The organism is Bradyrhizobium sp. SMVTL-02 (assembly GCF_051853005.1).
Classification (GTDB): domain Bacteria; phylum Pseudomonadota; class Alphaproteobacteria; order Rhizobiales; family Xanthobacteraceae; genus Bradyrhizobium.
Genome location: NZ_CP182469.1, coordinates 3,402,984 through 3,415,902, shown reverse-complemented (window position 1 = coordinate 3,415,902; position 12,919 = coordinate 3,402,984). Strand labels below are relative to the sequence as shown.

Annotated in this window: 12 protein-coding genes; 1 reads left to right on the top strand and 11 read right to left on the bottom strand. The window is 61.8% G+C overall.

From position 1 onward, the window contains the following. Positions 1-269: 269 nt before the first annotated feature. A complete protein-coding gene (locus ACNJYB_RS15830; RefSeq protein ID WP_439374793.1) occupies positions 270-1,028 on the bottom strand; it encodes a hypothetical protein in 759 nt (252 codons plus the stop codon). Between the two features lie 695 nt (positions 1,029-1,723). On the opposite strand from ACNJYB_RS15830, the gene ACNJYB_RS15825 reads away from it, so the two are divergent. Then, positions 1,724-2,347: a recombinase family protein gene (locus tag ACNJYB_RS15825; RefSeq protein WP_439374792.1), complete on the top strand. Its 624-nt coding sequence runs from the start codon at positions 1,724-1,726 to the stop codon at positions 2,345-2,347. An 88-nt stretch (positions 2,348-2,435) separates the two neighbouring features. Here the strand turns inward: ACNJYB_RS15825 and ACNJYB_RS15820 are convergent, their stop codons facing one another. From ACNJYB_RS15820 to ACNJYB_RS15775, 10 genes are all read right to left on the bottom strand, one after another. Beyond that, positions 2,436-2,801: a hypothetical protein gene (locus ACNJYB_RS15820; protein WP_439374791.1), complete on the bottom strand. Its 366-nt coding sequence runs from the start codon at positions 2,799-2,801 to the stop codon at positions 2,436-2,438. A 435-nt stretch (positions 2,802-3,236) separates the two neighbouring features. Further along, a complete protein-coding gene (locus ACNJYB_RS15815; protein ID WP_439374790.1) occupies positions 3,237-3,716 on the bottom strand; it encodes a hypothetical protein in 480 nt (159 codons plus the stop codon). Between the two features lie 41 nt (positions 3,717-3,757). Next, entirely contained in the window at positions 3,758-7,174 is a 3,417-nt protein-coding gene (locus ACNJYB_RS15810; protein WP_439374789.1) for a hypothetical protein, read from the bottom strand. A gap of 19 nt (positions 7,175-7,193) precedes the next feature. Further along, positions 7,194-7,466 (bottom strand): hypothetical protein, encoded by a 273-nt coding sequence (locus ACNJYB_RS15805; RefSeq protein WP_439374788.1) that lies wholly within the window; start codon positions 7,464-7,466, stop codon positions 7,194-7,196. Further along, positions 7,463-7,906: a hypothetical protein gene (locus ACNJYB_RS15800; RefSeq protein ID WP_439374787.1), complete on the bottom strand. Its 444-nt coding sequence runs from the start codon at positions 7,904-7,906 to the stop codon at positions 7,463-7,465. Before ACNJYB_RS15800 ends, ACNJYB_RS15805 begins: the two co-directional genes overlap by 4 nt. A gap of 404 nt (positions 7,907-8,310) precedes the next feature. Then, positions 8,311-8,589, bottom strand: coding sequence for a helix-turn-helix domain-containing protein (locus tag ACNJYB_RS15795; protein WP_439374786.1), 279 nt, complete (start codon positions 8,587-8,589; stop codon positions 8,311-8,313). Positions 8,590-8,663: 74 nt separating this feature from the next. Next, complete coding sequence (locus tag ACNJYB_RS15790) at positions 8,664-9,134, bottom strand: hypothetical protein (protein ID WP_439374785.1); 471 nt, start codon at positions 9,132-9,134, stop codon at positions 8,664-8,666. A 125-nt stretch (positions 9,135-9,259) separates the two neighbouring features. Next, entirely contained in the window at positions 9,260-10,459 is a 1,200-nt protein-coding gene (locus ACNJYB_RS15785) for a site-specific integrase (RefSeq protein ID WP_439374784.1), read from the bottom strand. Between the two features lie 249 nt (positions 10,460-10,708). Continuing rightward, positions 10,709-12,094 (bottom strand): ATP-binding protein, encoded by a 1,386-nt coding sequence (locus tag ACNJYB_RS15780; protein WP_439374783.1) that lies wholly within the window; start codon positions 12,092-12,094, stop codon positions 10,709-10,711. 1 nt (position 12,095) lies between these two features. Next, positions 12,096-12,770 (bottom strand): response regulator transcription factor, encoded by a 675-nt coding sequence (locus ACNJYB_RS15775; RefSeq protein ID WP_439374782.1) that lies wholly within the window; start codon positions 12,768-12,770, stop codon positions 12,096-12,098. Positions 12,771-12,919: the final 149 nt, after the last annotated feature.

Genomic DNA, 12,919 nt, shown 5'->3' with positions numbered 1-12,919 from the left:
GTTGACGCGGCTGTCAGGGGTAGACCGGACCTAGCTTAAACCGGGCAAAAGCGTCGCGATTGACCCGCAACGGAAGTTCGGCACGGCGAGCAGCGCGACGGTTGGCGCGGCCGCTTGCGCAATCGGCGTTCCACCAGATCAGCATCACGATCACCGCCTGATGCCTCATGGCGAGCCGCCAGCTCGTGCGACTGTCACAAACCCTTAGCTTGGATTTCGGGATTTTGGGCGTCATCGCAACAAAGGCTTTGAGTTTGAAGATTCATTGGTTAAGGCCGAGCCTTCGAAGCATATGGCCAAAGCGGGACGCGAAAAATCTTGAAGCCAGCGATTTCAGGAAACCCGTCCGCTCCGTCAGGAGACACGAGGGCCAGCACAGCAGCCGTCACCTCGCCATTGCTGAGCCGATCGATCGCCGCGCTGTGTCCTGCACTCACTTTGACGGAGACGCCTGCCACCACAAACCCGACCCAAACATCAACGCTGGATGCAGAATACCTTTCATCCATCGCAACAGTTTTACCCGCAAGATCGGCCACCGACTTGATCTCCGGACGAGCCATTACAACGGCAACCAGGAGGTCCGTGGGTTCGACATTTGCCGTCATTCGCTCCGCGACCTCGGTCGCAGCCGCCACCTGCTCTTGCATGGTTCTGCTTTTAGAATTCGGAGAGAGACCCACAGAGGGCTGCCCTATCGTACCCAAATCCGCATCGGCTTTGCTTTTCGGCTCGAGTTGCGTCCTCAATGAGGGAGGTGGGAGCGGGACGCGAGTTGCCGTAGGCTCAGTTTTTGCTCTGATGCTTGCAGGTTTTGCTTTCTTGGCGATGAAACCGGCAACCCTGTCATGGACCCGAAGAGGGGGCGGTTTTTCGTTCTTGAGCTTGGTTTCTGTCGCCGGATCGGTCTTCAATGACGCGAATTCGATCGGCTGATGAGCCGCCGTTCTGGTGGCCGCTTGGTATGATGGTTGACGGCTGCAGCCGACCAAGGTCGCCGCGAGCGCGATCACGAGAAGCGTTCTCAACAATCCACCTCAGAGGATGAATGTCCGCCGTCATTCGCTTTGCGTATTGATTTCCGCGCTAAGGTCTATCTCTGGCGCAAAAATGTTAAAGGCGCACTAACCTTCAGGGGTCCTTAGTGCGCGATCCCCCATATGGTTAATGTCGGCTCGGCTGTGGCAACGTCGAGTTTGCACCGGAGCGAATTTCTGTCGCCAAGGTCTCGCACCAGAACCGGTCATACGTCAGCTTGTGGCCATCGGAGAAGCTACGACTGGCCCTGTTGAGGTCTGCTTCGCAGGGTCCAGCGGACGCGAATTGCTCGCGTTGAGCCTCTCTCAATCTTACTGTCGGTGAGAAGATGGGCATGTGGTCGTGCCAACGCTCGGCTTACTGCCCTTCGACAAGCAAGCGCGGGTATATTGCCTATTAACCGGTACCGGTACCCTGTGCGTCGCAATCGCGACTATATGCCCCCGAGGGCCCCCCACCCCCTTAAGCCAGCGTTGATCCTGTCTATCACTTGCCGCTGCGAGCGCGCGTTGCAGATTTTCACCACATCGCGTCGGAGGCGCCCTGATGCGTTGGCAGTACTTCGTGGGCGCTGCGAGGGTACAGAATAGTCGCATCAGCGGGCCGCGCAAGGCCACGCAGAAGGCACTGACGAAGTGGTTCATTGCGACCCGCGCTCTCGAATTTCAAAAAGTGTACGTTTTGGATGATGTTGATTGACGCTGATTCATCGCGCGATTTAGATTCCGAAACTCAAGCTTTCAAAAAAAGGGATCAGGCGATGCGATATGGCTACGCCCGTGTCAGTTCAAAGGGCCAGGACTATGCGGGCCAAGTGGAGGCGCTGAAGGCCGCAGGGTGCGAGCGGATATTCAGCGACAAGTTGTCCGGCAAGAGCCGAGCCCGTCCTGAACTGGAGAGGGCCCTGCGTCGGCTGGAGCCAGGCGACACCATCGTCATCACCAAGGTGGACCGCATCGCCCGCTCGGTCCGGGATCTCTGGAATATCCTGCACGAAGTTATCGAAGAGAAGGGAGCGCAGTTCGTTTCGCTCCGGGAAAGCTGGTGTGACACCACGACTCCAGCAGGCAAACTGATGATCACGGTTCTGGGCGGCGTTGCCGAGTTCGAGCGCGAGCTCATCCGAGAACGCTGCGAGGAAGGTATCGAGCGGGCCAAGCGCAAAGGCACCAAGTTCGGTCGCCCCTCATCTCTCGATCCCTGCCAGCGCCGTCGCATTGCTGAGCGTTATGCTGCCGGTGAGACCATCGCCGAGCTGGCGCGTGAGTACGAATGTGGTGAGGCCACTATCTGGCGGGCGCTGCAATAGCCGTCGGGTCGACCTGGCTCGCAGCCGAGCCGACCGATTCAAAATCTAGCCTCGATGTTGGCCCAGCCTCTGGATTGGCAGGTCGAGGTTAATCCTTCTTGACCTCGCCGATCTGCCGGATCACGACACGGATGTCGCGGTCGCCCTCGCCGACGTGAGGTTGCGGGGGTTTGCTCCAATTTACCAGCCCGGCAGTTGTGTTGGTCGGCACAGGATTGACTTCAGCCGCATCGGCGATCTGCCTGATGATGACGCGAAGCGGCTCGCCATCCTCGCCGGCGATCGGCTGAACGGCTTTGCCCCAACCGCGATCAAGCAGGACGTTGGCGGCCTGCACGCGTGCGGCCGGAGGGTACTCTGGCTGGCGCATGATCGCGGCGAGGTGACGAATCGCCTCCGCCGTATATGCCCGGCACAATGACCGGATGTCTGCTGGTATCGCTTTGCGTGGCAACGGCTTATCGGGTGAGTACCCCCTCCTGTTGGCGTCCAGAGCGATCCTACTGCACCCAGGCTTTCGGCTCAGTGACAATCCGACCGGCTCATTGGGGTGTGAAGCAAGTATAGCGCAGTTCGTCCTGAGCGGCGAATGCTCGTGCTGTGTGATGCGTCCGTCGATCCTTGCGGGCGCGATGGTGATCCCGACGCGTTGGCTTCCATCTGTGTAAGTTTACTGGCCGGCGGTGGGGAAAGAGGGGAATGTGGGGGATGTTTTGACCGCTCTCCGCCCCTAAGCTGATTGAAATGCAAAGGCACTCTCCCAAAGTTCTTTCCTTTTCCACCAACGAGGCTGTAAACTTTCCCCTCTTTCCCCTCTTTCCCCGACATTGCACCTCCCGGTTCGCGGCCCGCTCCAGAGGTGCGTCCAGTTGGCGCCCGGCTGCCGACTTCAACCCTTCATCTCGGCTCCAGGGAACGCCCGTTTGACCTCCGCAAGTTTTTTAAACCGCGCGTCCATTTCGATGATGGCCGCGATCTCATCTGGCGAGAACCATTGGACTGTATTGCCATACAATTCCTGCAGCCGGGCGCAGCATGGCTTCGGGCCGATTGCGATGGTCAGGCCGTTCGGCCCGCGGCCGATTTGGTAGGCGTCATCTGGGGCGCCGGTCGCCTCCATCGCGGCGACCACGGCCACGTAGGCTCGCACTGTCGCGGCGCCAAGCTCTATGACTTTGTCGATGGTGCCGCTTTCCAGAGCCGAATTGAACAGCTCCCGCTGCTTGCGGAATCGGGCATGCAACACAGGGTCAATCCGACGCAAGGCGGCCTCCGTCCAGCGCGCCTCGAATGGAAGTGCCGCGTCGCTGACCCTGGTCTGCCATTCGACGCAGACGTCATATTCATCCCAGTGTTTTCTCGGCGTCAAGTTGGTCTCCCTTTTATGTTCCGGCCGTACTCACGCCTTCATCAGAAGAGGAGATCGCTCTGAGCCGTGCCCTCGCCTTGAGACGAGCTAGAGGTTTGATCCGCATCGTGAGATGTGCGGAGCTCGGCCTCTGCTCGCATCTGCGCGTGCTCGGTAGGCTGCTGAATTTCGATCCAGTACTGGTTCGCCTGGTGATCGGGGTCTTTGCGCAGGATTGCGCTCCGTTTGCCGTTATCAATCCATACGGGCCGATTTGTAAGGTGCTTTTGGAACAGCTTGCCAATCACCGGGGCTGTCGGCTTCTCGAGAGGCTTTTCCGCCAGCTCGCAGAGCGCAGCAGCAAACTCCTGCGCCTGGGCCGCACTTTCCTCGACCTCCGAGTTCATCGTGCTCAACCACAACACGATTTGCTGGGCCTTAAACTTCTTGTCCCGAAAACGCTTGCTCATCATGGTCATCGCACGCGACGCGGCGCTCGCTTCCTCGTCCTCAGCCTCGCCCGAGCGCAGCAACTCCCTGCAATCCAGCTTGATGTCGAGCAGGCCCGCCGCATATTCCACCGGCCAGCCGATCAAGCCCCACCACGATTTGAAGCGGGTTTTGGCCACCTGTCCCTGCGGGCGTTGCAAGATCCCACCAACCAAGATCGTGTAGAAGGCGGACAAAATTTTCACCCGGTTCGCTTCCGTCCATCCCAGCGGGTCCGCGTGCTTGAACTCGCGGTTCTCGGGGTCGGGCCGATCCACGTTCAGCGACAGGACGAACGACCGGCTTGCCATGTCACCACGCGGCGCGATCGAATTGCCGGTGAAGACCTGGATTGTCGTCGCCGGCACCGTCTCGAAATCGGAAACCCCTAGCACACGATCGCTGATTTCCGGCGCGGTAAGTGCCGCCTCGATGTGCGGGCAACTAATCGTCGCGCCGCGAGGGACGTTGTCCCAGATAATCATCGCGACACCCTGCCGAAGGTAGGAGAAGAGAGCCTTCCTGCGCTCTTCGGCGCTCTCCGACCAGCTCGCCGCCGCAGGGCGACGTCCCAGCGCGGCAACGGCGATCATGCTGGTCAAGGTCGTCTTGCCTCCGCCCCGTTGGCTAGCCGTCACAAAGAACGCAGGACGCTCAGGCAGCAGCGCGCGTTGCAGCAGCGTTAGCGCCCACATGACCACCGCGCATTTGCCGGCGGCATCAAGGGCCACATCGACGAGCCACTCGTCGAACAGGAAGCTCAGCGACTGCTTGATCTCCTCGTCGGTTGGATTCTTCTCAGGCACGCACTTGCGCAGCACCGGATCGATCCGGTGGAACAGCCCGGTGGTGCGGTCGAAACCAGCGCCATCAATCAGATCGCCGGACGCGGTGACGAGCGGGGACGTGTTGATCGCACGGACGATGGGCACCGCGCTGCTCGGGTACTCCATAATCGCTTTGATGAACGGCATGGGCAGAGCCGCGAAATAGTCGCCGCCCTTCTTGATCTTGAGCCAACGCACATATTGCTCGACAAGCAGCTCGACGCAGGTCGGCGTCAGTTCGACCAGCACGGGCTCCGGCGGCGCTGTCATGGCCTCGGCGTCTTCGCTGGTCGTGTTGGCGCCATCGGACGTCAGCGTGTGAAGCGACCAGGGTTTTTTGACCTCGACTCGCACGAGAGTGCCCGATGCGTTGCGCATCGGCGGCTCGGCGCTGCTGTCTTTCGCCAGCAATTCGTCCAGGAACGTGACCTCGGGCAACAGCTCGCCGTCGTGCTCGGGGCACAGTCGGATCATGCGGCCATCAGCTTTCGCGTCCATCGAGGCGATGCGCGCCTTGGCCTCGCGTTCGGCGCGCTCTTTTTTGAACCGAGCTCGAATGGGTCGAATGCCTGCCTTTGTTTTTTCCGCCACGAATTTGGCGAACGCATCAACCTCGTCGTCCTCAAGGTCAGCTTGGGCGAAGATCGCCATGGCGTCGTCGAGGCCGCCACCTGCGATTTGCTCAAACGCCGCCTTCGCCGATCTCAAATGGTGCCGTAGGTGGTAGATGCAACGGCCGTGGGCGAAGCTATGGATGAACAGGGCGCCATCCTCGTCCCGCATTACCATGGCCTTGCAGCGACCGTAATCGACGCCCTCAATCGGATCAGCGAGCGTTTCGTCGACATAACGGTCCGGGTCGGCCAGCATGGCTCCAACCGTGACGATGCCTAAATGGTCAAATTCCAGTTCGACATCCGGGTAGAGCATGCCACGATGCCGTGCCTTGACCAGGCGCAGCACCGTCGCGAGGGACATCCCGGATCTGGCCGAGATTTTCTCGGCGACCTCCTTGTCGTGCTTGGTGCGAACCCCTGCCGCAGATTTGCCCAGCGCTTTGGCGCTTTTAGTCTTGGCTTCCTTGACGAGGTGTCGCTCGTATTCACTCAATTGGGGCACCGCCCGAGTCGACTCAATGGCATCCCCCTCGAACCCTTCAGGCACACGCTTCGCTGCATCCTGTGTCAGCGGTGGAACAATAAGGGGGGCGCCTTCGAAGCAGAGGCGTTCACCGAAGCCGACCATCCGATCGACAATCGAGCGGTCGAGCAGCTGGCCAGCCTTGCCGATCAGATGCCAACCGAAGCCGTGCAGCCAGCAGCGATGATGCAGGTCATTTAGAAAGCGTTCAATGTCGCCGCCATCGTGGACGAGCACATAATGATGCATACCGTTTGAACCAGCGATCGGCTCGCCGGTCTCGCTGCGAGACAGGCCGGCGCTCGTGCTTGCCCGGCTGACACGCGCAGCGCGCGCGAGTTCCGGCGCCACCGTCAACAGTGCGTTCCACATGCCGCCGGCGGCTTCGATCTTGGTCTCGACCTCATCCGGCATACCCTTGGTGTCGAAATCGATCAGACACCAGGCAGGAACACCAGGCCGATAGTCGATGTAGCTGCGCGACCGGGTGATGGCGCCGGGGTGCTTGTCGAGCCTCTTCGGGATCGTCACGGCGACTGAGTCGGGAAGATCCGCCTTCAGGGCCCCAAGAGCGATCGCCTGATCGGAGCGACAGCTCGCAATGGTTCGCACGAGGTCGGCCGCCGTTTGCGCAGACGTGCGCTCGGCTGTGCCCGTGACCATCAGGCACGCTGAACCGTCGCTCTTGAAGTTGTCATCCGCGTCGAGCGAAATTCGCTTCGACATGAGAGATGGCTCATCGCGCTTTGTGATCAGCGTGATCTGGGCGGATTCTGGTTCAACAGCAGGCGTTGCATTTTGGACGACAGCGAAGCGCAACGGCGCCGTATCGGGTAAATGCTTCGTTGGATTTGGTTCGCACTCATTGGCAGCCGGCGGCAGATCAGCGGGAATATCAAGCGGGTTAGCGTCATCGACCTTGGCAATCGGCAGGTCTGTAGCGCGAACGCCAGGGACCCCGGGATGTGTGAGTTCGGCGCTCATTTCAGCGCCTTGATGGCGGTCGGGGTTGAGGCTGTCCATCACGCGCTGCCCTCGATGGTCACGGCACGAACCGAGAGAAGTACCTGCAAGCCGCCGCATCCGCTGGAACAGGAGCACCCGGCTTGCCTGTCAGCCTCGTGAATTTCTTGCAGCGGGCCGGTTTTGCGTGGATGCCGCGATCATCTGTGCGACGATCCCAGAACTGACAGCCACGGCAGCATTCTCCGGCGGGTCCAGTCTCTCCGAAATGCGCCTGTCCCTCATATGACACGCGGGCAACGCGATCGAACGGCGCAGAGGTCAGGCCGATGGTGAGCTTGAGCGCGGTCATGATGGCCACCCGGTGCACGGGCGATCGGCTCGGCATTCATTCAGTGCCTGGATGATCGCAAACATTTCCGCGCGGGTGTGTCCGCCCCGCAGGAAAATCCGGAGCTCGTCGGGCGCAGCGTACTTGAAAATCGCCCGCGACATCTCCTCGTCAAGGGAGTCCGGATCGACCTCCGCTGGACCGCCAACCGATAGGCTGAGCCAAGAATAAGGGGTCAGATAGCGAACGGCCCGATAGTGCTGGTTGTCTGGGCTCAGCATGATGCCGGCCCCGATCAACTCGGGCTGCTCGATCTCGGCGCGGTCGGGCTCGCCGACGCGGTGCTTTCGGTTCGGAAATCGCGCAAAGTAGTTCAAATCGTTTTGCTCGATGCGCTCGATGGCATCGTCGAGCTCCCGCATGCGCCTTTGCTGAGCGGGGGTGAGTTTCGGGGTCAACATTTGTGTGCTCCGTTGGTTTGCGGGCCGACGTCACTCGGCAACTGGTTGGCTAGCCGACGTGATCCAATTGCGACGACGCTGCTCCGCGGCGTCGGTCATTTCGTTCGGTCGCGCGTGTGCTTAGTTTCCCGCTCGCGACGCCATTCCGCCGCCGCAGACTCAAACGAGATCGCGTGCGCGTTCCGACTTTCATCTCGCGTGGGCCTTCACCCTTGCAAAACTCGGGAATACTGAGCGCCAGGCGCGGCGTTGGCAGTGGAGGCGACCCGACAGCTGCGCACTGGGTGCGGAATTTTGGCATGCTCGACTCCTCAGTTGAGGGCCGACGCCGCTTGGCAGACAGGATTAGATTTCGGGGGTCACGACGCGATCCAATTCCGGCCGGCGCTGCCTTGCGGCGTCGGTCACTTCGTTTGTGCGGGGATCGTGCGATGGCACGAGCTTGCGCTCACCTTGGGACCGAGTGCATCGCGGTTGCGCCTCTGCGGGAGTTTCTCGATGAGGTCGTCCAAGTCAGCCCGCAAGATGACCGTCCGCGAGCCGAGCTTGCGTGCCCGCAGGTCGCCGGTGCGGATCAGCTCGTACAAGAATGACTTACGAACTTTGAGGTATTCACACGCTTCGGCGACCGAGAACATGGGCGATGGAATAGCTGGCGGCTTTGGAATGGCGGTGGTGGTCATGGAAAACCCTCTGAGGCTTTGTCCGGAATGATGCGGAGAATGCCCCAGAAGGGGGGTGCTGGCTTGGGCCGTAATTACCCCGAATTAGAGTCCGGCTTTCCTTTTCTCGAGTTCCTCAAAATAGCCGTCTGCTTGCGCTCTTCAGACCGCGCAAGCCACCGCCGGCGAAGCGACCTTCTTATGAGGAGCGGTTTGTGCCGGGTGACAAGCCTTCGGACATGCCGCTCGTCCGGTGGCTCTGCTCTGTCTGCGAAGACCGCGTTGTTGATTTCGACCCACGTCTCGCGTTGCATTTTCAACGTCCAGGCCTTCGCCGCGCGACGAAAGTACTTCTTCGGCGTTGGATTGACTGGGCGGCCGGGTGGCCGGAGCAAACCAAACGCTCTGCGGAGGCTGGTTTCATCGCCGCTCAGGAGCCGGACGAACCACCAGACCACATCGTGAGGGATGTAGTGCGTTGATGGCGGATCAGAGTGCCGGTTCTCTTCGCGAACAAGTCTCTTAAGGCCTTCAAGAACGAGTTCGAGCCGGGGGTCGCGCGACATGACGCCTCCGCAACGTTGCTTCCGTAGGTGGGCAACGCGGCAATGCGTCAAATATCTTGACGTTACGCTGCGCAGCCGGACCCAGCGCACCAGGATGCAATGAGAGATCAATTCGGTCAAAGTGATTATGACGCGAGCCGTGCCAGCGGAACAACATCTGCCAGGTTTGCCGGCGCGCCGAGATCGAGCAATGCCGCGCGCGTGAGCGCCTCGGTTGAATCGCCAAGAATGTAACGGCTGTAGTTTCGCTCGATCATCGCAATCGACGTATCGTGATGCGCGGCGACAACGCGGGTTGGCACCAAGCTCAGCAATTGCCGGACGATTGACGAATGCCGCAGCGCGTACGGCGTCACCTCGGTCCCAAGCCCGAGACGTTCGACGACCGAACGGAAAGTCCTGGCCAAGTTCCACATCTTGTTGAACAGCGGCGAGTGCGCGGCCCGGCCGTTCGCCTGCTGCCGTAGCGCCTTCGCCAGCCGCGTCGAGATCGGCAACGGCCGATACTCGATCTTGCGGTTCTTGCCCTTTCGGCTGGTTGGCATCATCAAGCGCGGAGCGGTCAGATGATCTTGCAGATCAGCGGGAGTTAGCTGGAAGACCTGACTTTCCCGAGCGCCGGTTTCGGCCAACACATCGACCAACAGCCCGAAGTCACGATCTTCGTCATACGAACCGCTCACCAGAGCCTTTACCGTGTGATCTGGCAGGATCACGTTGCGCGCGACCTCGCTGTCCGGCAATTTCTTCAATCCATTCTGCCACGCAGCCGTGTTGGCGATGCGCTTGTCGGTGCGAGCGGCGAGAGCGAGCGCCGCTTTGAGCGCACGCCCGATGCGATCCGCAGATGATGGCTTCAACCCGCCCTTGACCAGACCGGCGCGCCAATCTCTCAGTTCCCGCTCGGTGAGCAGCGCGACGGCCTTGGCCTTCAGCGTGTCGCTGAGATGCAGGCGGAGCTGGGTCGCGTTATACTTGCGGCCTCCGCGGGTTTCGAGGTCAGCTTCATAGGCGTCGATCGCCGCGCCGACGCTGATCGGCTGGTCACTGTTGCCTTCGCCGGCACGCGCCAGCGTCTTGGCGCGCTCCAGCGCCTGCCAATACGTCATGACGCTTTCGCCGTTGGCATCCTCGCGGTCGTCGGCGAGCGCAAAGCGTTTGAGCCAGCCATGGCATTTCACTGACCACGTTCCAGGGCCTGCGTTGCAGCGATAGGCGAGAAAGATGCCGGGCGCGATCAGAGCTGTGTACGGCTTCTTACGTCTCGCGAGCTTCAAACGAGCAGTACGGTTTTCCAGAAATGCAGATCGTGTGCGGCGGGCCATTGCTACCTTGGTGTCCCTCAAAATGTCCCCAGAATGGGAGTGGAGGAGTATGGAGTACACTGTAGCGCAGTGGAGATAAATTCAGCAACTACAATCGTTTAGTGGAGTTGCATGGAGCTGTATGGAGCGCTATGGACTGCTCTTTCTCCCCCTGTGGGAGAAGGTGGCGCGAAGCGCCGGATGAGGGGTTGTCTCGGCGCACTCAATGACAGTGGGACTCTCGGTGACAACACCTCACCCGTCTCGCCGCTATCGCGGCGAGCCACCCTCTCCCACAGAAGGTAAAGCGCCCTGCTCCGCCAACCTGAACCGCAGCGTGAACTCCGCGCCGCCGCCGGGAAGGTTTTCCACCGCCACCGTCGCGGCATGATCGTCCACGACGCCGCGGACGATCGATAGTCCGAGGCCTGCGCCGTCGCTGCGCTGGCGGTCGGCGCGCCAGAAGCGCTGGAAGATCAAATCGCGTTCGACTTCCGCAATGCCCGGGCCGCAATCGCGCACGCGTACGGAGCCGTCCTCGCCGACCTCGACATCGACCGCGGTGTCCTTCGCCGTGAACTTGATGGCGTTTTCGGCGAGGTTGAAGACCGCGCGCTGGAGCATCTCGGCATTGCCGTGGATCAGCACCGGCGCATCTGTGCCCTTCAGCGCGATGTCCTTGTGCTGGGCGAGTGCGAACGGCGCGATCGAACCCACCACCTCGGTGCACACGGCGCGCAAATCGGCGGTCTCGCCGGGATCGAGCACCAGCGTGTCGAGCTCGGCGATCTCCAGGAGCTGGGCGACGATGCGGCTCATGCTCTCGATGTCGGCATGCAGCGCCTCTCTCGCCGCCCCGTCATGCAGCGTCTCGATCCGCGTGCGCAGGATCGCCAGCGGCGTGCGCAATTGGTGCGCGGCATCCGCGGTGAACTGGCGCTGCACGCGAAAGCCGTCCTCGAGGCGGTCGAGCGCCTGGTTCACGGCGGTGACGAGCGGCATGATCTCGCGCGGGATCTGCTCCGTCGGCAGGCGGATGTCGGTGCGCGCCGGACCGATATTGCTGGCTTTCTCCGAGGCCTTCCACAGCGGCGCGATCGCGCGGCGGAAGATGATGATGTCGGTGGCAAGCAGGACCAGCAGGATCGGGATGGTGATCCAGCCCACGCGCCGGAAGAAGTTCGAGATGATGTCGTCGATGATGACGTCGCGATGCGAAAGGTCCTCGGCGACGCGGATGCGCACCGTCTTGCCCTCGATGACGCGCGTCACGCCGGCGCCGGAAATCGTTTCCGACAGCGGCGGCGCCGGTGTCGCGGCGCCCGCCTTGCGGCGGGAGGAGAACAGCACACGGCCGTCCTCGTCGCGGATGTCGTAGAGATAGCGGCCATAGGCTTCCGAATAGAGACCTCGCAGGCTGTCCGGCAGAATGAACGTCAAGGTGCCGTCCGCCTGCGGGACGATGCGCTCGGCGAGCACCTCGGCCTGGGCCCGCATCGCGTCGCGGTGCAGCTGGTCGACCTCCGAGTTGAGCAACCAGAACAGCACCAGCGGCAGGAAGATCGCGACCACCGCGACCGCGACGATGTGCAGGAACACGATGCGCGAGATCAGCGATTTAAACGTCGGCCTGGCGGATGACCGGACGGATAGCACGCTATTTCTCCTCGGCCATCAAATAGCCGACGCCGCGGATGGTGTGGATCACGACCTTGGCGCCGTGCTCGGCGAGCTGCTTGCGCAGCCGCGAGACGTAGACCTCGACCGCGTTGGAGGCGACCTCGCCTTCGAGGCCGAAGATGTGGTCCTCCACGTTCTTCTTCGGCACCACCCGCCCCTGCCGGCGCAGCAGGATCTCGAGCACCGAGGTCTCGCGCGCGGAGATGATGCGCGGCTGGTCGTCGACGAAGATCTGGCGGCTCTCGGTGTCGTAGACGAGGTTGGCCAGATGCAGCGAGCGGCCGAGCAGCTGCCCCGGCCGGCGCAGGATCGCCTCCAGCCGCGCCACCAGCTCCTCCATCGCGAACGGCTTTGCGAGATAGTCGTCGGCGCCGCTGCGCAGGCCGTTGACGCGGTCCTGCAGCCCGCCGCGCGCCGTCAGCACCAGCACCGGCAGCGGTTCCATCTGCCGGCGCAGCTCGCGCAGCACCGACAGGCCGTCGCCGTCGGGAAGGCCGAGGTCGAGGATCATCGCAGCATAGCTGACGCTGCTGACCGCCTCGCGCGCCTCGGCCGCGCTGCCCACGATGTCGCTCTCATAGCCGGCCGCCGACAATCCGGCGGCGACGAGCCGCGACAGCTCGGCATTGTCCTCGACGATCAGAAGGCGCATCGCATTTCCCGCCGGATGAACCGGTGTCCCAGCACGGCTCGCGCCGCATCCCGTGCTCTATTCCCCATTCGTCCGGTTTCGGCCAGCGAAAAAGCGCCCGACAGGCCGGCCTGCCGCCCCTGTCAGGTTCATGTAAGCCGCTCCGGCGC

Excerpts from the sequence above, each read along its gene's own strand:
- ACNJYB_RS15825 (WP_439374792.1), top strand. The coding sequence starts at position 1,724 with ATGATGTTGATTGACGCTGATTCATCGCGCGATTTAGATTCCGAAACT.
- ACNJYB_RS15810 (WP_439374789.1), bottom strand. The coding sequence starts at position 7,174 with ATGGACAGCCTCAACCCCGACCGCCATCAAGGCGCTGAAATGAGCGCC.
- ACNJYB_RS15805 (WP_439374788.1), bottom strand. The coding sequence starts at position 7,466 with ATGACCGCGCTCAAGCTCACCATCGGCCTGACCTCTGCGCCGTTCGAT.
- ACNJYB_RS15800 (WP_439374787.1), bottom strand. The coding sequence starts at position 7,906 with ATGTTGACCCCGAAACTCACCCCCGCTCAGCAAAGGCGCATGCGGGAG.
- ACNJYB_RS15795 (WP_439374786.1), bottom strand. The coding sequence starts at position 8,589 with ATGACCACCACCGCCATTCCAAAGCCGCCAGCTATTCCATCGCCCATG.
- ACNJYB_RS15790 (WP_439374785.1), bottom strand. The coding sequence starts at position 9,134 with ATGTCGCGCGACCCCCGGCTCGAACTCGTTCTTGAAGGCCTTAAGAGA.
- ACNJYB_RS15785 (WP_439374784.1), bottom strand. The coding sequence starts at position 10,459 with ATGGCCCGCCGCACACGATCTGCATTTCTGGAAAACCGTACTGCTCGT.
- ACNJYB_RS15775 (WP_439374782.1), bottom strand. The coding sequence starts at position 12,770 with ATGCGCCTTCTGATCGTCGAGGACAATGCCGAGCTGTCGCGGCTCGTC.